General features: G+C 48.1%; 18 protein-coding genes and 1 riboswitch. Of the genes, 13 read left to right on the top strand and 5 right to left on the bottom strand.

Annotated features, from left to right (window positions below; translation table 11 throughout):
• Window positions 1-205 precede the first annotated feature (205 nt).
• Window positions 206-1,648: a potassium/proton antiporter gene (locus ABD014_RS00675; RefSeq protein ID WP_343856122.1), complete on the bottom strand. Its 1,443-nt coding sequence runs from the start codon at window positions 1,646-1,648 to the stop codon at window positions 206-208.
• Between the two features lie 127 nt (window positions 1,649-1,775).
• Here ABD014_RS00675 and ABD014_RS00670 point away from each other — a divergent pair, with 127 nt between their 5' ends.
• The gene (locus ABD014_RS00670) at window positions 1,776-3,323 is read left to right on the top strand and encodes an HD-GYP domain-containing protein (RefSeq protein WP_343856116.1); all 1,548 of its coding nucleotides are present in this window, start codon (window positions 1,776-1,778) and stop codon (window positions 3,321-3,323) included.
• Window positions 3,324-3,354: 31 nt separating this feature from the next.
• Here ABD014_RS00670 and ABD014_RS00665 read toward each other — a convergent pair whose 3' ends face one another.
• Window positions 3,355-4,044 carry a phosphatase PAP2 family protein gene (locus ABD014_RS00665; protein ID WP_343856112.1) on the bottom strand — a complete coding sequence of 230 codons (690 nt, stop codon included), beginning with the start codon at window positions 4,042-4,044 and terminating at the stop codon, window positions 3,355-3,357.
• Window positions 4,045-4,410: 366 nt separating this feature from the next.
• Between ABD014_RS00665 and ABD014_RS00660 the strand changes: the two genes are divergently transcribed.
• From ABD014_RS00660 to ABD014_RS00650, 3 genes are all read left to right on the top strand, one after another.
• Window positions 4,411-4,788, top strand: coding sequence for a RidA family protein (locus ABD014_RS00660; protein WP_343856108.1), 378 nt, complete (start codon window positions 4,411-4,413; stop codon window positions 4,786-4,788).
• A gap of 200 nt (window positions 4,789-4,988) precedes the next feature.
• On the top strand, window positions 4,989-8,117 hold the full coding sequence (locus ABD014_RS00655) for a DEAD/DEAH box helicase (RefSeq protein WP_343856105.1): 3,129 nt from the start codon (window positions 4,989-4,991) through the stop codon (window positions 8,115-8,117).
• Window positions 8,118-8,131: 14 nt separating this feature from the next.
• Window positions 8,132-8,920, top strand: coding sequence for a hypothetical protein (locus ABD014_RS00650; RefSeq protein ID WP_343856102.1), 789 nt, complete (start codon window positions 8,132-8,134; stop codon window positions 8,918-8,920).
• A gap of 101 nt (window positions 8,921-9,021) precedes the next feature.
• Here the strand turns inward: ABD014_RS00650 and ABD014_RS00645 are convergent, their stop codons facing one another.
• Window positions 9,022-9,699, bottom strand: coding sequence for a GTP pyrophosphokinase (locus tag ABD014_RS00645; RefSeq protein ID WP_343856100.1), 678 nt, complete (start codon window positions 9,697-9,699; stop codon window positions 9,022-9,024).
• Between the two features lie 327 nt (window positions 9,700-10,026).
• On the opposite strand from ABD014_RS00645, the gene ABD014_RS00640 reads away from it, so the two are divergent.
• The 4 genes from ABD014_RS00640 to ABD014_RS00625 all read left to right on the top strand — a co-directional run bounded on the left by ABD014_RS00640 (window position 10,027) and on the right by ABD014_RS00625 (window position 13,913).
• Window positions 10,027-10,821 (top strand): zinc ribbon domain-containing protein, encoded by a 795-nt coding sequence (locus tag ABD014_RS00640; protein ID WP_343856098.1) that lies wholly within the window; start codon window positions 10,027-10,029, stop codon window positions 10,819-10,821.
• Window positions 10,822-11,035: 214 nt separating this feature from the next.
• Window positions 11,036-11,344, top strand: coding sequence for a hypothetical protein (locus ABD014_RS00635; RefSeq protein ID WP_343856096.1), 309 nt, complete (start codon window positions 11,036-11,038; stop codon window positions 11,342-11,344).
• 224 nt (window positions 11,345-11,568) lie between these two features.
• Window positions 11,569-11,669, top strand: a riboswitch (purine riboswitch).
• Between the two features lie 187 nt (window positions 11,670-11,856).
• Window positions 11,857-12,426 (top strand): xanthine phosphoribosyltransferase, encoded by a 570-nt coding sequence (locus ABD014_RS00630; RefSeq protein ID WP_309157382.1) that lies wholly within the window; start codon window positions 11,857-11,859, stop codon window positions 12,424-12,426.
• A 137-nt stretch (window positions 12,427-12,563) separates the two neighbouring features.
• Complete coding sequence (locus ABD014_RS00625) at window positions 12,564-13,913, top strand: nucleobase:cation symporter-2 family protein (protein ID WP_343856089.1); 1,350 nt, start codon at window positions 12,564-12,566, stop codon at window positions 13,911-13,913.
• A 50-nt stretch (window positions 13,914-13,963) separates the two neighbouring features.
• Here ABD014_RS00625 and ABD014_RS00620 read toward each other — a convergent pair whose 3' ends face one another.
• Both ABD014_RS00620 and ABD014_RS00615 read right to left on the bottom strand, forming a co-directional pair.
• Window positions 13,964-14,302, bottom strand: coding sequence for a DUF4870 domain-containing protein (locus ABD014_RS00620; RefSeq protein ID WP_251417162.1), 339 nt, complete (start codon window positions 14,300-14,302; stop codon window positions 13,964-13,966).
• A 147-nt stretch (window positions 14,303-14,449) separates the two neighbouring features.
• Window positions 14,450-15,631: an MGDG synthase family glycosyltransferase gene (locus tag ABD014_RS00615; protein WP_343856077.1), complete on the bottom strand. Its 1,182-nt coding sequence runs from the start codon at window positions 15,629-15,631 to the stop codon at window positions 14,450-14,452.
• A 554-nt stretch (window positions 15,632-16,185) separates the two neighbouring features.
• Here ABD014_RS00615 and ABD014_RS00610 point away from each other — a divergent pair.
• The 5 genes from ABD014_RS00610 to ABD014_RS00590 all read left to right on the top strand — a co-directional run bounded on the left by ABD014_RS00610 (window position 16,186) and on the right by ABD014_RS00590 (window position 21,324).
• Window positions 16,186-16,374, top strand: coding sequence for a hypothetical protein (locus tag ABD014_RS00610; RefSeq protein WP_068779591.1), 189 nt, complete (start codon window positions 16,186-16,188; stop codon window positions 16,372-16,374).
• A 186-nt stretch (window positions 16,375-16,560) separates the two neighbouring features.
• Window positions 16,561-17,310 carry a type I methionyl aminopeptidase gene (gene map, locus ABD014_RS00605; protein WP_343856067.1) on the top strand — a complete coding sequence of 250 codons (750 nt, stop codon included), beginning with the start codon at window positions 16,561-16,563 and terminating at the stop codon, window positions 17,308-17,310.
• 381 nt (window positions 17,311-17,691) lie between these two features.
• Window positions 17,692-18,747, top strand: coding sequence for a cytochrome c oxidase subunit II (gene coxB, locus ABD014_RS00600; protein WP_343856061.1), 1,056 nt, complete (start codon window positions 17,692-17,694; stop codon window positions 18,745-18,747).
• 103 nt (window positions 18,748-18,850) lie between these two features.
• Complete coding sequence (gene ctaD / locus ABD014_RS00595) at window positions 18,851-20,701, top strand: cytochrome c oxidase subunit I (RefSeq protein ID WP_343856328.1); 1,851 nt, start codon at window positions 18,851-18,853, stop codon at window positions 20,699-20,701.
• A complete protein-coding gene (locus ABD014_RS00590; RefSeq protein ID WP_126995461.1) occupies window positions 20,698-21,324 on the top strand; it encodes a cytochrome (ubi)quinol oxidase subunit III in 627 nt (208 codons plus the stop codon). Before ctaD ends, ABD014_RS00590 begins: the two co-directional genes overlap by 4 nt.

Genomic DNA, 21,324 nt, shown 5'->3' with positions numbered 1-21,324 from the left:
TGTCACTGAGTATGTGACATAAAACAATCCCCTGTACGCGGACAAAATCAGACATACCGCGGTATTCAGGGGATGGAAACGATTACTTTGATTTTAAATAATTTTTTAATTTATTTTTTAAATATTTTTAGAGTGATAAATTTTTCTCCATTTAATAGAAGCTTTCCGAATTATAGGCTAATTTACTTGATAGGCGATTCCACTTTTATATGAAAATCTTTTTGATCTTCTCACGATGCGCCTTCGGTCCAAGCACATAAAGTGTATCACCGGCATGAATAGTCGTATTCCCACGTGGGGTCACAATCTGTTCACCACGAATTACTGCAGTGACAAGCGCCTCCTCCGGGAGATCAAGTTCCTGCAGCTCCTTGCCGACGACACTCATTTCCGGTAGAACATATAAATGGTTGATCTCTGATTTCGTCTTGCCTAATGCGACGAGTTCAAGCAGGGAGTAATTCGGGCGTTTCGTTGCATCGGTAAGACCGAGCCTCTCGGCCAAGGGAGAGATCGTTGCCCCTTGAATGACCGCTGAGGTAAGTACGACGAAGAAGACGACATTGAAGTATAACGTTCCATGAGGCAGCCCGCTCATCAGCGGATAGGTAGCCAGTACGATCGGAACGGCTCCGCGCAGCCCAGACCAGGATAGCAGTATTTTCTCTTTGAAAGGGAGCTTGGTGAAGAGAGTACTGATAAACACCCCGATTGGGCGGGCGACGAACATGAGCAGCATGGAGAGAGCAAGACCTGGAAGCATAATTGTCGGCAGCTGACTTGGGAATACGAGCAGTCCGAGCAGGGTGAACATCGTAATTTGCATGATCCAGCCAAAGCCTTCGTTGAATTGCAGAATCGACTGCTGATGGGTCAGGTCACTGTTACCCAGCACCAAGGCCATGACATATACAGCGAGCAGTCCGCTGCCATGAAGTAAGGCGGTAACGCCGTAGGTTAGAATCGAGAAGGCAATAGCCATAACCGGATAAAGGCCGGCGGAATTGAAGTTCATATTGTTGATGGTTTTTACAGCGATCCAGCCGAGGAGAAGACCTAGTACCAGCCCCAGTCCCATATCGCGGATAAAGTTGAAGATTAGCGGCAGGATCGCATGATCGGGCCGATCGATCCATTCTATGAGCGTTACGGTAAGAAAGACAGCCATGGGATCATTGCTGCCGGACTCCGCCTCAAGTGTCGAAGAGATGCGTTCTTTAATATTTTTGCCGCTAAGCACTGAAAAAACCGCAGCCGCATCCGTTGAACCGACGATAGCGCCGAACAACAGCGCCTCCGCCAAGGATAAATCAAGAATATACATCGCGCAGATGCCGATAACAACCGTGGTTATAATGACTCCGAACGTGGCTAGTGACAATGCGGTAGGGATGACGGGTTTGATAGTCTGGAATTTCGTCTGCATTCCGCCTCCCAGCAAGATAACAATCAAGGCGAAAGTTCCGACCAGTTGTGCCAAGAAAGCATTGTCGAAATAGATGAATCGATTGAGAACCATTCCTGCAGCAATAAAGAATACGAGTGCGGGCAAGCCAAAGCGGGATGAAAATTTGGTTGCGAAAACACCGATAAGCAACAGGCTGGCCAGTAGGATTACGATGGAATTTGTCATAGTTGTGAGATCCATAGCCTGCCTCCATGATTTTATTAGTCCTTACCGTATTATTATACAAACCATTTTTTTTATTTGCATACCGTTATGAAAAGTTGGCCCTCATTTGCCGATAAATAAAGGAAGAAGATGGCAAGTACACATGGAAGGAATGAATATTCCCTTGACGATATATAAGACATTCGTCTCTCGTCTTCTATTTATGTATGCAATAGGTACTGTGTTAGCCATCGCAACTGTTGGTGGGTTAATGATATTTATGCCATTCAGTCTTGAGCGACAGGAGCGCCAGATCATTATAGGCATTCTGGCGATATCAACATGTAGCATGTTGATCCTGGAATGGCTTGTCTTCAGGCTTCAGCTAAGGCCAATTAGAGTAGCCTTTTATGAAGAAGTAGAGAGCTATCAAACCTATCAGAACGTCTATTATCGTACACATCGCTTCCCGGAGCTTGCCGTCAAACGGATCATTGGCCCACATTTATTCGGCTTGATGCTGCCTATGGTCGGTTTAACCGTGCTATTCATCCATTTGGGAAGATTATCGATTCCTTATTATTACATCGTGCTGGTATTCGTTACTGGGGTACTGATTGTCGGCATGCACACGTTAATCGAATTCTACTCGACCTATTATTTTATCCGTCCGGTCCTGCTAGAGCTGTCCGCTCGGTCTTATGCACAGTTCGGCAAGGAATTATCCCTTGGCGGCCGAGTGTTCTTCCCGTTGAAGCGTAAATTAAGATGGAGCTTCTTCCTGATGGGGGCTTTCCCGCTCCTGCTCTACAGCCTGTCCGTTCAATTTGGGGTAGAGGGCTGGGATTTAGGCAGAGTAACCTCTTGGTATTGGGCGATCGGGGTGCTGACAGTAGGACTAGGGTTCTCATTCATCGGTTCTCGATTGCTTACTCGTGAGATTGTCATGCCTATTCAGCATTTATATGAACGGATGTCTGACGTGCAAATCGGCTATATGCATACGAGTGCCAGCGACCTCTTCTCGGATGAATTCTCTCGTCTCGTATGGGGATTTAATCATATGCTACGCGGAATCAATGTGCAGCATGCTCGGAACAACCAGCTGGTGGAGAGTTATTTCGCCACGTTAGCCGCTGCACTGGATGCAAGGGATCCGTATACCGCGGGACACTCCTTGCGTGTAGCGGATTATGCAGTGCTGATCGGCAGGCTGGCTAAACTGAGTGAAGAGGAGATCAATGAACTACGTAAATCAGCGTTATTACATGATATCGGTAAGATTGGGATCCGTGATTCCGTGCTATTAAAAGAAGGCAAGCTGACCGACGAGGAATGGGAGCAAGTCAAGGATCATCCGGTGCTTGGAGAGACGATATTGAGACAGGTTGAGCCTGCAAGCTTCATGGCTCTGATTCTGCCAGGTGTAAGATCGCATCATGAGCGATATGATGGCAGGGGATATCCGGATGCTCTTAAGGGAGAGGACATCCCTCTGTTCGGACGAATCATCGCGGTCGCAGATGCCTTTGATGCAATGACCTCGGATCGCCCGTATCGTGCTGGATTGGATAGACAGACGGCGTTGAACATCCTGGAGGAAGGTCGGGGGACACAGTGGGACCCTTATTTTGTCGCACTGTTCGTCGAGAGAATGCGAAGAGACGGATTTGATGAATATACGTCTGATATACGAAGAACAAGTCCTTAGAAATAAGGACTTGTTCTGTTATATATACGGTTTATAAATTCATGTCTTGGTCAGGACGGGGCGGCTTGTTAAGCGTAGCCCGTGGGATCGACTGACGTGAACGAGAATAAGAGTTCCATGCTTTTGTAACGAGGATGAATGCAATCTCTCCAAGCAGCATGGAGCCCAGTGCATCGTATATGACATGCTGTTTGACCAGCAGTGTTGATACAATGATTGTCATTGCTCCGATGACGAAGGCGGTTTTAATGGATTTACGCACCGTTTTCGCGGCCAAGGCTCCCCTCATTATGACGTAGGAGTGCAGAGCATGTATGCTCGGGAAGCAGTTATATGGGTTGTCTACGCCATACACAAAGTCGAGCAGCAGCTTCCGGTCCCAGCGGTCCGGGAACACCTCAGGACGTATTACCGTTGTCTGGTAGAAGAAATAGATCAGGTAGCAGACGATAAGTCCGATGTTCATAACAATCAGGGTGCGGTAGTAGGCCGATCTGTCCTTCAGACAGAGATACATGATACCAATGATGATATAAGGGTACCAGCCTATATAGGGGATAGCCATTGCCGGTATCAACGGCAGACGATCATCAATTGGTGAGGAGAGTACATGAATAGGTCGCCCTCCATGATTGAGCAAGCCGTAGAACAAGCCCATCAGGCCAATAGAAGCCGAGAATAATAAAGCTCGCAGATAAGATTTGGATAGGAACTGCCGCAAGAATACACCACCTTATAGAGGTTGTTCAAAAAGAGGCCGCTTTTGATCACGAAGTAGATCATGAAGCTATTTTCGACATCAAATCTTGAATTCAGCCGGGCCTAAGCAGATGCTTACGAAGTCATGTTTCCTACGGAAACATTTCAGGTGCTCACGTACCTACTACGTACGCTCCGCTCCTCAGGCCCTAGCTTCATTCAACCTTCTCGGTGCTGAAAACCGGCCTTTCTGAACTTTAATTAAGCTGTAAATTAATGCCGATAGCAATATAATAACAACTTTGAAGCCGAGAAGGAAATGTAAGGTTGCCACAGATACTAGTTAGTGGATACAATAATTGAAAATTAGTAAAAAGGCGGGGTTGAAATGGCAAAACAGGCGATAGCAACAACATCGGCACCCGGGGCGATTGGCCCTTATTCTCAGGCTGTACAAGTTGGCGACTACATATTTACCTCAGGGCAGCTTGGCTTGATTCCGGAGACAGGACAGTTAGCGGAGGGCATTGAGGCGCAGACGACCCAGTCGCTCCGAAATGTGAGCGCGATTCTGGAAGCGGCAGGCTCCAGCCTGGACCGGGTTATGAAGACCACCGTATTCCTTAAGGACATGAATGACTTTGGCAAGGTTAATGAAATTTATGGCTCATTCTTCTCCGAGCCTTTTCCGGCAAGAAGTGCTATAGAAGTAGCTCGTTTACCGAAGGATGGGCTGGTTGAGATCGAAGTCATCGCCATGAAATAACAGAATTTGAATGAGAGCCGGGATGTAAAGGGGGCCAAAGCTGGGCCGTTCCTTTTCATCCCGGCTTTTCTTGATTATAAAGGTTGTACACGTACTAATTAGGAATTTAGAAGTTTGAATCAAGTTTATATTAGCCTGTGTTTCGTATAAGATAATAAGGATGGGGAATGTTTGGTACTAAGAAATGGCGGGAGATCAGCATGAATCAACGTCTTTTTGGAATATGGCTTGGTGAGGTTATGTTCTGTTTCTCCGGGGAGATCTCGGAGGCCAGAGTAGATGCCTGGACAGCCGCTGTACGACGGCTCACGCTGGAGCCGGGGATCCGGCCGTTTCAGCATGCCGCACTACGGCTGGCGGAGGTAAGATATCCGGTGGCCTCGACGGTGCAGGCTAGACCTGGTGCTACAGAACGCAAAGGATTGATCGGGAGGACCTTGGAAGGCCTGGCCCTCTCGGTTCAAGATACATGGAAGATGCTGTTGAATTGGGATGGAGCATCATTGGCTGGCCAGCAGATTCAAGCTGGCGGTGAAATGGAATTCTGGAGTAAAGCGGCCCTGTTCGCAATGGACTTAATGCTTCGTGGCAGAATAGCTCCTGGAATCAGACCGGGAACGGTGAGCGGTCGAAGGCGTACGGGCCAGGCGTCTGCTCAGTCGGTCTGGGTTCCATCTCTCACTGCACAGGAGGATGAGGCTCGCTTTCGCCAATTGGCCGAAGCGATGCCGCCGATTTGTCTGGCTGCGGTGCAACTTGGTTCGGCGAAGGAGGAAGGTTCTATTCTGAATCGCCGAATGACAATGTTGTATTCTTTTTTGACAGCGATGATCGATTGTGAAGTACGTAGAAGTAATGAACAGCTCGGACGGAGCTTGCATCCGGCACGTGCTAGATATAGGAGAGGCTATTCTCCTATGATGGAATTATGGTGGAATGAGCTGCTGGGCAGCGGCACCCCCTCCAATCTGCAAGGTCCAGTGGCGGAAATAGGACAAATGATCAAGGAGATTACAGATACAGGAGGAGTCCCTCCGCGTGATTTGGAACAGGATATTGGGAGTAAAAGCTCGGGTTCATTCCGCTTGTGTCTGCGAATTGAACCTGAGGAATCCAGTGAGGAAGAGCCCGCATTCGACGGGGGCAAGAACCAGATGTGGAAGCTGTCATTTTGGGCTGAAGGCGTGGAGGACCCAAGGGTGCTTCTGCCCGCGGGGCTAATATGGAGTTACCCTAAGCGGGATATGGAGATTCTGGAACGGGAATACCGGAATGTCCAACAAAATTTGCTGATTCGGTTAAGCAAAGCGGCCCATATTGAACCTGTGATCAGGGAAGCGATGGGCGGTCCTCATCCCGAATCCGTAATTCTTCATCCACAGCAGTTGTATACATTTCTGAGCAAATCAGTGTCCTTGCTGCGCAAGCAAGGGGTAACCGTGCAAATGCCTACACGCTGGACAAAGGAAGGCAGACGTCGTGTCGGTGTCCGACTGAAAGTTGAAGGATGGTCGGAAGGCAGTGAAGGTGCTCAGCCTGAAGCGTCAAAGCTTGGCATCGATAAATTAGTCCAATTCGAAGCGGAGGCCTCATTGAATGAGAGTCCTTTAACCTATTCGGAATTGGCAGAGCTAGCATCCTCAAAGTCATCGCTCGTTCTGTTCCGCGGGGAATGGATCGAGATCGACGTCAAGGAGATCAGACAAGTGCTTAAGTTCATGAAGCGTCAGGAGACTGGTGAGATGACTTTTCGCGAGCTGATGCATTTGTCTGCAGATGACGGATATGAACTTGACGGTATTCCGGTTGATGCGATAGAAGCGGAAGGGATGCTGTCCTTGTTGTTGAATGGCAATGGCGCACTCATGTCAAAGCCAGCCGATGTGCCTGTTCCGTTCTCTCTGAACGGGACGCTTCGCCCTTATCAGGAAAGGGGCTTCCGATGGCTTGCCTCGATGCGCCAATTAGGATTCGGGGCGCTGCTTGCCGATGATATGGGACTCGGCAAGACAATTCAGGTTATCTCCGTGCTGTTGGAGGGGCTAGATCAATCGGCGGGTCCAAGCCTGATTGTCTGCCCTACGTCATTGCTGGGCAACTGGCAGCGTGAATTTGCCAGATTCGCTCCACAAATGCGCTTATATGTGCATCACGGAAGTGATCGGCTGCATGGCGAGAAGTTCTTGGTAGCGTGCCGGAGCCATGATATTGTGCTCACGACATATCAGTTGACCGGCAGAGATGCCAAGGAGATGAGGGAGGTATCCTGGAGCTCGATCGTGCTGGATGAGGCCCAATATATTAAAAATTTCGGCACGAAGCAGGCCCAGAGCGTCATGAAGCTGGATTCAGGACATAAGATCGCTATGACCGGGACTCCGGTGGAGAATCGTCTGAGTGAGCTATGGTCGATCTTTCAGTTCTTAAACCCGGGATATCTTGGCTCGAATGCCTCGTTCCGCTCCCGCTTCACAGGCAATGGAGAGCGGCAGAATGCCGAACTGGTCAAACTTCGGAAGCTGATTGCTCCCTTCCTGCTGCGCCGTCTCAAGAGCGACCCGGATATCCGCAAGGATCTGCCGGAGAAGATTGAGTTGAAATCGTATTGCGGTCTGACTGCGGAACAGGCCAGATTATATCAAGCGGTCACCGATGGCTTAATGGAGCGGATCTTCGGCAGCGAAGGGATCGCTCGGAAAGGGATTGTACTCTCATCGTTGACACAGCTGAAGCAAATATGCGATCATCCGCATCTGGCTGGGGGCCGCATCAGGACAGCGGCGACCAGTGGGGAACGATCTGGGAAGCTGGATCGACTGTTCGAGCTGCTTGATCTCATTCTGGACAATAAAGAATCCGCCCTGATTTTCACACAATATGTACAAATGGGTAATCTGCTGCAGGAGCAGTTGCTTGCGAGATACGGTGAAATGCCGTTCTTCCTGCATGGTGGTGTTGCCAAGCAGGAGCGCGATCAAATGGTGCATGAATTTCAGGAAGGGCAGGGCTCCTCGTTGTTCGTGCTATCGCTGAAGGCGGGCGGAGTTGGCCTCAATCTAACGCGTGCCAATCATGTCATCCACTATGATCGCTGGTGGAATCCTGCCGTCGAGAATCAGGCGACTGATCGCGTATTCCGTATTGGCCAGAAGAAAAATGTAGAGGTTCATAAGCTGATATGCCAAGGGACGCTGGAGGAGAGAATCGATGAACTGATTGAGCGGAAGAAAGCCCTTTCGGAGCAGGTTGTTGGCTCCGGCGAGCATTGGTTGACGGAAATGTCGAATGAGGAGCTGCAAAATCTGATCGCCCTGCAGGGCTGGTCGTAATGGGGGAACCCGTAATGAAGAAGAGTATAGCGAGCCTTAGAGTTGAGAATATAGAATTGCAATGGACCACCACAGGCTTACGGGTGACATCTCTAGTCCAAGAACCCATATCGAACCAATGGGTAGTCCAGCTGCCTCGAGAGCCAATTGAAGATGCTAGCAGCCGGCTGATTGAACACTTGCAGCGGGATTCGCTTCAGCTTGCTGCTCTCGGAGAACAAGGGGCCGATATCATCTCCGATCTGCTCCTTATGCCTTATTCGGAGGAGAGAGAACCTGAGCGTCCGCTGAGCGCGATTATGAGCAGGTCTGAATGTTCTTGTGAACGAATGGGCTGTAATCATATTCAGGAAGCATTGAAGGCTGCAGAGGGCTCCTGGAGGGCCGCTTCGGCGACAGATAGGTTAGCTTGGCTTGGATGGACGGAAGAATCCTTGTTGGATGCTGTACTGGATCGCTGGGCTAACAGCTTGAAGGTTAGGGACGCCGAGGCGGAACTGAAGCGTTTTGTAGCCCGTCTGGATACACCAGCGTATCGAAACAAGGAAGGCGAAGCGAATCTTGCAGAATGGTTGGCGGAGATGGCTCATAACGGCCACCTGCATCAGCCCGGACCTGAGCTTCATGATGTGGAGATTAGCTTGACCCCTATGCAGTTGTCTTCGCTGGATACCGATGTACAGCCCTGGGTACAGCTTCTTCCCGAAGCTCCGGGTGTCGCTGAGGGCCTATCACTTGTAATTGAACAAGCGAGCAAGAATGCAGAGAGGCTAGCCAAGCCGCTTCGGTCCAGTAAGTCGTAAAGAATGTCATAGGATCTTTGAACGCAAAGCAGCTGCAGGGAGCACATATGCCCCTGCAGTTGTTTTTGATTATGCCAAGCTAACGAAATGGTTTTTAAATTCTATGTCAGAAGCTTAGGGTGATTCGAATGATCCGGATCTGAGATGGAGCTGCCCATGATTTCTTTGCGAAGTCCGCACATTTTCTTGTCTAGGGCGTCAGCGGCTTTGGCTGCCTCGGTTAGCTCTTCAACAACATGATAAGGAACCTGCTTCTCATATTTGTAGTAGAGAATATGCTCCATGCTTGCCCAGAAATCCATTGCGAGCGTTCGCATCTGAATCTCGACCTTCATCCAGCGCTGTCCCTCTAGGAGAGTGAGCGGTACAGCCACGATCAGATGTAGGCTCTGATAGCCATTTGGTTTAGGGTGCTCAATATAATCTTTAATCTCAAGTATCGTGATGTCTTCCCTTTGCTTGAGATGTTCCAGCAGACTATAGATATCCTGGACGAAGGAGAAGACGATGCGCATACCGGCAATATCGTGTATTTTGTTCACGATGTTATCGACCGTAATGTCATATCCTTTGCGCTGCAGCTTGTTTATGATGCTTTTGGGTTCTTTAATTCGTGTTTTTATATGCTCGATCGGGCTGTATCCGTTCTCGATTTTCCATTCGGTCTGAATAAGTTTGATCTTGTTCTGCAATTCATCTAGTGCAAGCTGATAAAGTACAGGGAGCTTCTTCCATTCCTCGAATTTACGCAGATCATTCTCGTCGATTTCCCAATACAATTCCTTCAGGTTAAACTTCTGCAGGACACTTTGATTATCTTTACTGTTAGGCTTGTTCAGGGTAATCTACTCCTATATTTTTGAATTCTCTTCTTATTCCTCGTTCTTTCTTAAGTCAGGCTTATCTAATATATCGAAGTATTGACTGGGTGCCGGAACAATGACACATGTAGCACAGACTTACTTTTATTGTAACTTGAATAACTTGTCAAAATCAAAACAAGACTTAGGTACAGTTTTCACCGCGGAGAAAAATCTGTTATGATGTTTTCATAATTATTGGGCAGCTTAGTGCTTCAGAAAGTAGTGTAGGGAGGGAATGAAATTATGAATTTCTTCAGGAAAATAAAGGATAGTGCTGGGAAGATGTCCGATCGGGCACAAAATGTTGTAGAGATCGGACGTTTGAATACACAAATTTCAAATATTGAACGTGAAATGGGACTGTATTATCAAAAAATGGGTGAGGTCTTCTACGAAGGATATCGTCTTAAGGATATGTCGGAGGCTGAGAAAGAGATGCTGGAACTGGCTAAGACCTGCGACCTGCTGATTGAAGAACGGGACGAAATCCGTCTCAAGATCGCTGAGCTGAAGAATGAACGGCTATGCAGTTCCTGCGGCAAGAGCATCGCTCAAGATGCGCTGTTCTGCCCTTATTGTGGGAGCAAGCTGGAGAAGAGCAGTCAGATAGTGGATCGTTCCACAGGCGGACTGAAGGACCTTCAAGCTGAGGAGAGTGCGGTTTCGGATGAGACGATGATCTACACGCCACAGATGCTCGAGGACTCGCCTTTGAAATCCGTTCTTGAGCAGGATAAAGATAGCGATGAGCTCGATGAACGCCGCAAGCAGCAGCTCGAGCGCGAACGGGAGCGTCAGGAAGAATTGGATCGCCGGATTCGTACCTGGAAGGAGAACGTTGGTAAAGCGGATGATAATTCGTATGCCGATAAGAGCTATAGAGACTTATCCGTTCCAGATAAATCAGCTTCCGCCGAGATCGATTCGAAGAAATCCGAGTCCGATCCAGAGGTGCAGACGGTAAAGTGTCAAATATGCTCCTCGGTGCTTGTCAAAGGAACGAAGTGGTGTCCGCATTGCGGATCAGAGCAAATTTAAATCAAGGGAACAAAAGAATGTCACTAAGTTGTAATAAATAATGCCTTACGAGTAGGTGAATCTCACGTACTAAGTAGTAAGGCAACGGTTTTTCCTTAGGGCACGGAATGGTCGGGAAACCCTGGCCATACCTCGTGCCTTTTTCTATGAGTGAATGGCGCCCGATGGACAAGGGAATGCTGAAAGACAAGAGTAAATTAGGGAGATGAGTTTCATGGAATGCATTGTTCATTTTGACGTACATCACAAGGATGGCATTAAGCCTCTGAGAGGATTGATTTTCCTTCAGGAAGACAGAAAGATTCCTACGGAGAGAGATCTGCTGCAGATGTTTGAGGATATGGGGTACAAGCTTAAGATGGATGACCGCGATAAAATGATATTTGTTCCGACCGAGTCTGGCCGGGATTATGATTGGATTCGGGTGCGTGAGTTGGATACAGGAGAGAAGACCTATAAAGAGGACAGCGAGCTTAGAAGTGTGCTTAGTAATTTGCTGCCGCAAGATTTTAGACCCATATAAGAGGAAGTTCAAAAAGTCCGCTTCATTCAACTGAAGTGTTTTGAAAAAACGTATATTGGAAGCATAAGCTTCGATGCTGAAAACCGTACTTTTTGAACGCATGTTTAACTATCAGTATTGAAACGTGAAAATTGCAGTAATTTGAAAAAAATTCACGAAAGGCACGAAATACCTCTTTATTTCCTCGCATAGTTTGCGTTATACTTCAAACATTGTGTTTAATGTCGTTTTTTCATAGATTTTCTCGTATAAGTGCAGGGATCGGCCTGCATGTCTCTACCTGATCACCGGAAATGATCGGACTACGGGAGGGCTCTATACCGGATTTTGTCAGAGAGCGAGGCTCAGACAAAATTCTTTTCGGTATCTGGGCGTTTTCTTCGTGGGTTCATTTTCCTGTTGGGGAGTGAGCTCTCTTTTTATTTATTGATATGGAATTTGTTGGCAGACTAGCTATGCTGATGAAATTCTACATCGCAAGTTATCTAACACTTATAAGGGGGATAAGTTGTATGAAGCTGCTAAAAGAGAAAGTGATGACCGAAGGAATCGTATTAAGTGATCAGGTGCTGAAGGTAGACTCCTTCTTGAACCACCAGATGGACCCGGTGTTGATGAGAGAGGTTGGCGCTGAATTTGCCCGTTTATATGCGGGGGAGAAGATTACGAAGGTGCTTACGATTGAATCATCAGGCATTGCTCCGGCCATTATGACGGCGCTGGAACTGGATGTTCCAATGATCTTCGCCCGCAAGCATAAATCGCTGACACTTAGAGACGATATTCTGGTGGAGAAGGTATATTCCTTCACGAAACGTGAGACGAATGAGATTACTGTATCTAAGAAATTCCTGAACAAGGATGACCGTGTACTCATCATCGACGATTTCCTTGCCAACGGTGAGGCTGCCTTCGGCTTGGCGCGTGTTGTTGAACAGGCGGGAGCTAGTGTAGTTGGCATCGGCATTGTCATTGAGAAGTCATTCCAGCCAGGGGCTAGATTGCTTGAGGAAGCTGGATACCGTGTTGATTCATTAGTACGTATTGCTTCGCTTGAGAACGGAACGGTAACTTTTGTCTAAGGGCAAGTCTTGCTGTCTGATAAGAAGCAGCAATTATATATACCTACAAATACAAATGAGGCGTTCAAAGGGTTTGGTTTTCAGCACCAAATGAACTATCTCTATAAGTTGAGCCTGGGGAGGAACTAGTTAAGATCATGGAACACCACGAACGCATTTTTCAAAGGAACAGACATCCTTTCAAGACGTTTTCTTTGGGGATTCAGCATGTATTGGCTATGTATGCCGGAGCGGTTCTCGTACCGTTAATTGTAGGCGGGGCCCTGGAATTTAGCCATGAACAATTAACTTATCTGATTTGTATTGATTTGCTGGCTTGTGGTGTAGCGACATTGCTGCAGGTATGGGGCAATCGCTTCTTTGGGATCGGATTGCCGGTAATGCTCGGCTGTGCTTTCCAGGCAGTGTCGCCGATGATCGCGATCGGGCAGAGCGATGGCTTGGGCGTATCGGCTATCTATGGAGCGATTATTGCCTCCGGCTTATTCATATTTCTATTCTCCGGCTTATTCGGCAAGCTGATTGCGTTCTTCCCTCCGGTCGTGACCGGATCGGTTGTGACCATTATCGGGGTCACCTTGATACCGGTTGCTCTTACCGACCTGGGCGGCGGAGATGCGGCAAGCCCGGATTTCGGCAGTCCGCTTAACCTGGCCCTCGGTTTCGGAGTATTTATCTTTATTATTCTGCTGAATCGATTTACAACAGGCTTCCTGCGTTCCATCTCCGTATTGGTTGGCTTGATTGCCGGTACCATTATCGCTGGATTGTTCGGTGCGGTCGATTATACACCGCTTAAGGAAGCAAGCTGGTTCCATATGGTGCAGCCTTTCTATTTTGGGCGTCCTACTTTCCACGTTTCGGCCATTCTAACCATGATCCTAGTATCCATCGTCAGTGTTGCTGAATCAACAGGGGTATTCATGGCTTTGGGTAAAATCGTGGACAAGGACATTAAATCCGAGGATCTGACCAGAGGCTACCGCGCAGAAGGCTTGGCGATCATGCTTGGTGGCATATTTAATTCCTTCCCGTATACCACCTATTCGCAGAATGTTGGCCTGATCCAGATGAGCCGGGTTAAGACGCGTGATGTCATCGTGGTAGCCGGAGGCCTTCTGATTCTACTCGGCTTCGTGCCTAAGATCGCGGCTCTAACGCAGCTTGTACCGAGTTCGGTACTGGGTGGGGCGATGATCGCCCTGTTCGGCATGGTGCTCTCCTCGGGTATACGTATGCTGGGTGATCAAGTTGATCTGAATCGGCATGAGAACTTGCTGATCATCGCATGCTCCGTAGGCATGGGCCTTGGTGTCAGCGTAGTACCTGGCCTTTTCGAGAGTCTTCCAGCTTGGCTGCGTATTCTGGTTGATAACGGTATCGTCGCTGGTAGTGTGACAGCTATTATTATGAACTTGCTCTTTAATGGGCTGAACGGACATAAACCGAAGACAGCCGCTAGTGAGACAGAAGCAGAGACTAACTAGTTACAGGTGTAACCACCTATTCAATATTGCTATGAGAGAACAGGCGGGTTCTACATCCGGTTCAACTGGCGCTCTGCGAGCTCGCCGATCCAAGGGAGCTTAAGCCATTTTCCTTGCAGAGCAGTGAACATCAGGATGATCCATAGAAAGACGCCGAGCAGTGTCAGAAGCATATTTACGACAAGTCCGATAAATGGGATAAATCCGGTTATGGCATGAGCAATCATGATTCCTGCGAAGAGCATAACCGATTGCAGCGCGTGGAATAGCACGAATCTGCTTCTACGCTCGATGACGAGAAATACAACACCGCCGACAAAAGCGAATAAATAGCAGAGAAACCCGGCTATGTTCTCGTAAAGTCCAGTAGACGATTTGAACGGGGACATAGAAAAGCACCTTCCTTCCCAAGAGCTTGCAGGGAAGTAAGGCGCTGATCGTAAAATGCTTTGGAATCATTCTCGACCTGACTGTCCCTGTCTCAATAAAATGTATGACGAGCCTTGGGGGGACAGAACCTTGATTCGGACGAGCGACTACAAAATGACAGAGTATTCTTCCTGACGGATGGTTATCTCGTGCCAGAAATTTAATATATCGTCTACGATGAGCTCTGCAGCCTTTGGCTTGCGGAGCTCATCTATTTTACGGCGGACAAGAGACAGTTGATCCTCATCATGCAGCAGAGAGAGAATCTCTTCAGTGAGTTGTCTGTGACTGTTCGTAATGCGCGCGATCCCTTTCTCTTGAAGATACTTGGCGTTGTTGAGCTCCTGACCGGGTACCGGGCGGTACAGAAACATTGGCAGGCGGCATTCCAACGCTTCGGCTAGCGTCAAACCTCCAGGCTTGGTCACGATACAGTCGCTTGCCCTCATCAGTGTGGCGACATGAGTGACATAGCCATTTATATATAAATCTGGATGACTGCCCATAGCTGCCCTAAGCCCGTTATACAAACCCGTATTGCGACCACATACCACGATAACCTGAATGTTCTCTTCACGGAGGAGTCGTTCGCAGATATTAAGAATATCCTGCATAACCCCGTAAGCGCCGGCCATAAGCAGAACGGTTCTTTTACCGGAATTGAGATAACCTGTATCTTCCGTATGGGCGGTGTCAAATAAATCCGGAAGCGAGGAATGCTGCATCTCCTCAGAGAAGCTGGAACGGATCGGAATGCCCGTCACCTGGATATGTTCAGCGGGAATGCCACGGGATTCGATCTGCAGCTTCAGATCGTCCGTAGCTACGTAGTAACGATCGACATCAGGATGAATCCAGCGGCCATGCAGATCGAAATCGGTAATAATGTTGATTAGCGGGATAGATTTTCCGGTCTTCTTTAGCAGTCTAGGCATAGTAAGCTGAGGAAAGGTATGGATAACAATGTCAGGTTCAAATTGTTCGATGATCTGGTGCAGCTTGCGGATTCCCAAGGAGTGAAGTAAGGAATGGAGCGGGTCTCCGGGCTGCAATTCCTTGGTGGAGTTATACAGCCAGCCATATACAGAGGATAATGACTTATAGCTGTGCATATAGACGAATTTGGTGAACTCGTTTAACAAGGGGTGGGACTTGGCCATCAGATCCAGCAGGATGACCTCGCTGATCCCCTTGGCCTGCAAGCAAGCCTCAATCGCTTGGGAGGCGCGATAATGCCCGTCACCATAGCTGGCAAAGAGAATAATGATCTTAGGCATTCTTGAGCTCATGGGTTATTTTCCTCCGATCCAAGATTGGCATGTTAATAGAGGTCGTCGTACTGAAAACAGGCCTTTTTGAACACGCACTAATAATATGCCGGGCCTGAGTATATTTTAACAAGCGACTTACTTTATATTAACCTATAATTGTAAAATAAATGAATGATCCACAAAAAAGAGGTTACCCTAACTTTATTTAACTGGGACGTATTGAAGGGATGCGTCTTAGATGCATAGGCCATCGTGCTGAAAGCCGAAATTTTTGAACTTACACTAAAAATAGGTATTAGGAAGAAAGCTGAAACATGAAGCTGAATATGTTACAATAGAATAGATAGGAGGTTTTTTCCAAATCATTGCACCGCGTTGATGCTGACGTATACTGCAAGACGCTTTTTCCACTGTTCTTGATCTAACGAGAATCTCATTGGGGCACACTAATTATAGTGTCTTACGAAAAGGTGGGAGCAAAGAATCTTTATAACTTCATGATTTTACAACCGTGCTTTTAGAGTTCTCATGATCGGGGCATTTTATTTCAAGCGTTCTGGGAGGGAATTAGTATGGCTACAAAAGGTCATAATGAAGTGAAGGAAAGCTTGCGGGAGATGACCCGGATATTCAAGCCGAAGGATCCGAAGAAGTTCGTGAAGGAATATGTCAGGAAGTATCGGATAATGGGGGGCTATGAGGAAGAACTAACTCTTATTGTTGAGAATGAGTTGGATAAATTGGATTCGTCGGTTTCCTGATACTACATATCAGGAAGGGCATCACGTGTTTAATCAGGAACTCCTGAATATAATCGTCCTGGCGGATAATAGCCGGGACGTTTTTTTCTTCTGTTCCGAAACATATAAATACAGTAACAAGTGTAGAGCCTTGAGCTTCTATACAAATACTCAACAATTTATTAGGCAGAAAGGAAGTGCCTTGACGTGAAGGTGAGCTTGAAATCGAAGGAGGAAATTGCAAGGATCAAGGAGGCAGGAGAGATTCTGGCTGATTGTCATAAAAGAATTTCTGAATTGATTACTCCCGGAATTACAACATTGGAGATTGATGCTTTTGTGGAGAAATATTTGGCCGATAGGGGGGCTACTCCGGAGCAGAAGGGCTATCGGGGATTCCCTTTTGCCACCTGTGCATCGGTAAATGAAGTGGTATGCCACGGCTTCCCAAACAACAAGAAGCTGCGCGAAGGGGACATCGTGACGATCGACCTCGTCGTGAACAAGAAGGGATGGCTGGCCGATTCGGCTTGGACCTACCCGGTTGGCAAGATTAGCAGCGAAGCCAAGCGGCTGATGGAAGTCACCGAGCAGGCTCTCTATGCTGGGATTGCCCAGGCCGTGCCGGGGAACCGTATCGGAGATATCGGCTATGCGGTTGGGCGCTGTGCGGAAGAAGCGAATATGGGGATAGTGAAGGCGCTGATCGGTCATGGGATTGGACGGAAGATGCATGAAGCACCAGATGTGCCGAACTTTGGCCGTGCGCATAGCGGCATGATTATTAAGACCGGGATGGTATTCACAATCGAGCCAATCTTTACGCTCGGAGATATCGGAGCGGTACTATGGGATAATGACGGCTGGACGATCCGTTCAGCGGATGGAACCCTGGGAGCGCATTTTGAGCATACTTTGGCAGTTCTGGAAGATGGACCGGTCATTTTAACAAAATAAATTTGGCGAAAAGAGAGCTTAGCTCTCTTTTTTAATACAATGTTCAAATAATGTTAAACGAAATGTCAAAAATGGCAGAATTGCGTCAAACGCTGTAATGGAGCGCTAATTAGGATGAAACGGACAGGCTTTTAGGGCCTGTTTTTCGGCTTGCAAACGTTGACAAACATTGATACAACGCACTTTTTCGGATTTTTGAACATTTTGTGAACTGCCTGTGATTCATTGACAAAAGATGGGTTCAATCATATATTTAATAGGTGATTGTTATAATTGACAAAAGTGCATCTATTATGCTAAAAGTCGTGTCTTGTTCAACTGGAAATGCAACATCTTTGTACTCGTACATATCGGGAGAAAACGTAAAGTGGGGTAGATCAAATGATGAAACCTGGAAAGGCTTTTAAACGGCTTGTCCCCCTGTTCCTTGGCATTTCGCTCCTGCTCTCCGCATGCGGACGCGAGGATTTGTCTGCGCTTAGACCGCAGGGGCCTGTAGCGGAAGGACAGTTCGGGCTGATTAAGCTGGCGATTTCCATCATGATCGGGGTTATGGTCGTCGTGTTCGGAATAGCCGCCTATGTTCTGATTCGATTCCGTCGTAAGCCGGGACAGAATGAAGTACCTAAGCAAGTAGAAGGGAGTTTTAAGCTAGAGGTTCTGTGGACGGCTATCCCTTTGGTGCTTGTATTGATTCTGGCGGTGCCTACGGTTCAGAAGGTGTTTGCCTTCGGCGAAGATTATTCTAAGGATAAGAATGCAGTTAAGGTCAATGTGACATCGCATCTATTCTGGTGGGAATTCTCGTATCCGGATTATGGCGTGACGACGGCACAGGATCTGATTATTCCGACTGGCAAGAAGATTGCTTTGCAACTGCGTACGGCTGATGTGCTGCATTCCTTCTGGGTCCCATCTCTGGCGGGCAAGACGGATACCAATACAGACGGAACGGTTAACAAAGCCTGGTTGGAAGCTTCAAAGGAAGGCGTGTATCTCGGAAAATGCGCCGAACTCTGCGGCCCATCCCACGCTTTTATGGAGTTCAAGGTGAAAGCGGTTAGCGAGGATTCATTCAAGAAGTGGATCGAAGCGATGAAGGCTCCTGCTGTGCTACCGGAGGATCCGGCTGTTGCAGAAGTGTTCAAGAGTCAATGCTTGACCTGTCATGCGGTTGGCGATCAAGGAGGGCCGGCGGCACCGAACTTAACGGGTATCGGCAGCAGGGAGAGCGTGGCTAGCATATTGCTGAATGAAGGGGCCTCGGGTAAACCGGGGGACCGCAAACCGGTCAAGGATAATTTGGTCGAATGGCTGGAGGATCCACAAGCTGTGAAGCCAGGCAATAAAATGCCGGCACCTAAAGATTTAGGGCTGACGGATGATCAGATCGAAGCGATCGCCCAGTACCTAGCTGACTATAAATTATCTTACTGATCCGATGCCACCTCTGGCATGAACGGCAATTCTAAGGCAAAGGAACTTAAAGGGGGTACAAACCTTGGCTCACGCTCATACTGTTAAGCGGCACAAGGGATTGATGGACTGGCTGACTACAGTCGATCACAAGAAGATCGCTATTCTGTATTTGGTTGCTGGTGCACTGTTCTTTGGTATCGGCGGGATTGAAGCGCTGTTGATTCGCGTTCAGCTCGCGAAACCGATGAATGATTTCGTGACAGCGCAGCAGTTCAATGAATTGATTACGATGCACGGTACGACGATGATTTTCCTCGGGGTAATGCCTATCATTTTCGCACTGATGAACGCGGTGATTCCGCTGCAGATCGGCGCGCGTGACGTAGCGTTCCCGTTCTTGAATTCACTTGGCTTCTGGACGTTCTTGTTCGGCGGCTTGCTGCTTAATCTCAGCTGGTTTATAGGAGGGGCTCCCGATGCGGGCTGGACGTCTTATACTCCGCTGTCATCGACAGAATACAGCTTGACGCATGGCGTCGATTTCTATACGATCGGCCTGCAGATTGCTGGTCTGGGTACATTGATCGGGGGTATCAACTTCCTGGCTACGATCATTACCATGCGTGCGCCAGGCATGTCATATATGCGGATGCCGATGTTCACCTGGACATCGTTCGTCACATCGGCAATGATTCTGTTCGCCTTCCCGGCAGTCACGGTTGGTCTTGTATTGTTAACGTTCGATCGAATTCTGGGAGCGAATTTCTTCAATGTCAGCGCTGGGGGCAACCCAGTACTCTGGCAGCATATCTTCTGGATCTTCGGACACCCTGAAGTATATATTCTAATTCTTCCGGCCTTCGGTATGATATCCGAGGTGGTAAGCACATTCTCGCGCAAGCGTCTGTTCGGTTACAGCTCGATGGTGTTTGCTACGATCCTGATCGCTTTCCTTGGCTTCATGGTCTGGGCTCACCATATGTTCACGACCGGACTTGGCCCAGTGGCCAACGCATTGTTCTCCATCGCGACGATGTTGATTGCGGTTCCGACAGGAATCAAGATCTTCAATTGGCTATTCACGATGTGGGGCGGTCAAATCCGCTTTACGACACCAAATCTGTTCGCTGTTGGCTTCATACCGACCTTCGTTATGGGGGGAGTTACCGGTGTAATGTTGGCTTCGGCTCCGGCGGACTATCAATATCATGATACTTACTTTGTCGTTGCACACTTCCACTACGTAATCGTAGGTGGTCTCGTACTGGGCTTATTCGCGGGTCTTCACTATTGGTGGCCTAAGATGTTCGGCCGGATGCTTAGCGAGAAGCTGGGCAAGCTGGAATTCTGGACATTCATTATCGGCTTCCATATGACCTTCTTCGTACAGCATTTCCTTGGGTTGATCGGTATGCAGCGTCGTGTATTTACATATTTGCCGAACCAAGGCTTTGATCTGATGAACCTGATCAGTACGATTGGCGCATTCTTGATGGGGGTTGGGGTAATCGTATTCCTGATCAATATCGGAATTACTGCTGCCAAGCCAAGAAATGCCTCGAATGATCCTTGGGAAGATGGACGTACACTGGAATGGACAATACCTTCCCCACCTCCAGAGTACAACTTCAAGCAAATCCCGCTTGTTCGTGGACTTGATGCATTTTGGAAAGAGAAGATGGCAGGCAATAAGGAGATGACTCCGGCTGAACCGGTCGGTTCGATCCACATGCCGTCGCCGACGATTCTTCCGTTCATTATGTCAGTGGGTCTGTTCATCGCTGGCCTTGGATTTATGTTCACGAGCGATGACTTTGGCAACAGCTTCATGAACTTCATCTTTAGCAACTATATCGTTACAGGTATCGGCTTGGCGATTACATTTGGAAGTATGCTGGTCCGCTCTCTGTATGACGATCATGGCTGGCATATCGAACCGTCTGAATTGAATGAGAAGGGGGTAAAAGCATGACGACACCTCACGCAGAGCAAGCGACGAATGTCCTTCCCCATGAACCAGAGAAAGCTACGCTGGAAGGTCGCAATAAAGTGCTCGGCTTCTGGCTCTTCCTTGGTGGGGAGGCTGTATTGTTCGGCACGCTGTTCGCAACCTTCTTAACACTTAGAAATCAAGTGGCAGACGGTCCGTCTGCTAGTGAATTGTTCAGTCTGCCGATTACAGCAGCGGCGACCTTCATCCTGTTAGTAAGCAGCTTGACTAGCGTATTCGCAGTTCAGGCGCTTCACCGTGGCAATCGCAGTTCATTGGCGAAGTGGCTGGGTATTACTGTATTGCTTGGCCTGGCGTTTCTGGTGCTGGAAATCTATGAATTTACGGAATACATGCATGAAGGATATAGCATGACGACAAGCGCGTTTAGTTCCGCCTTCTATACTCTAGTCGGATTCCACGGCGCGCACGTCTTGTTCGGGATTTTATGGATTTCAGTCATCATCGGTCAGTTGTACAAGAAGGGATTGACCGTGGTAACTGCTCCGAAGGTCTATGTGTCGGCGATGTATTGGCACTTTATCGACGTCGTGTGGGTATTTATCTTCACCGTAGTATACCTGCTTGGAAAGGTGGTAGGTTAG

This window comes from Paenibacillus motobuensis, assembly GCF_039521865.1.
Taxonomy (GTDB): domain Bacteria; phylum Bacillota; class Bacilli; order Paenibacillales; family Paenibacillaceae; genus Fontibacillus; species Fontibacillus motobuensis.
This window is presented reverse-complemented; position numbering and strand designations above follow the sequence as displayed.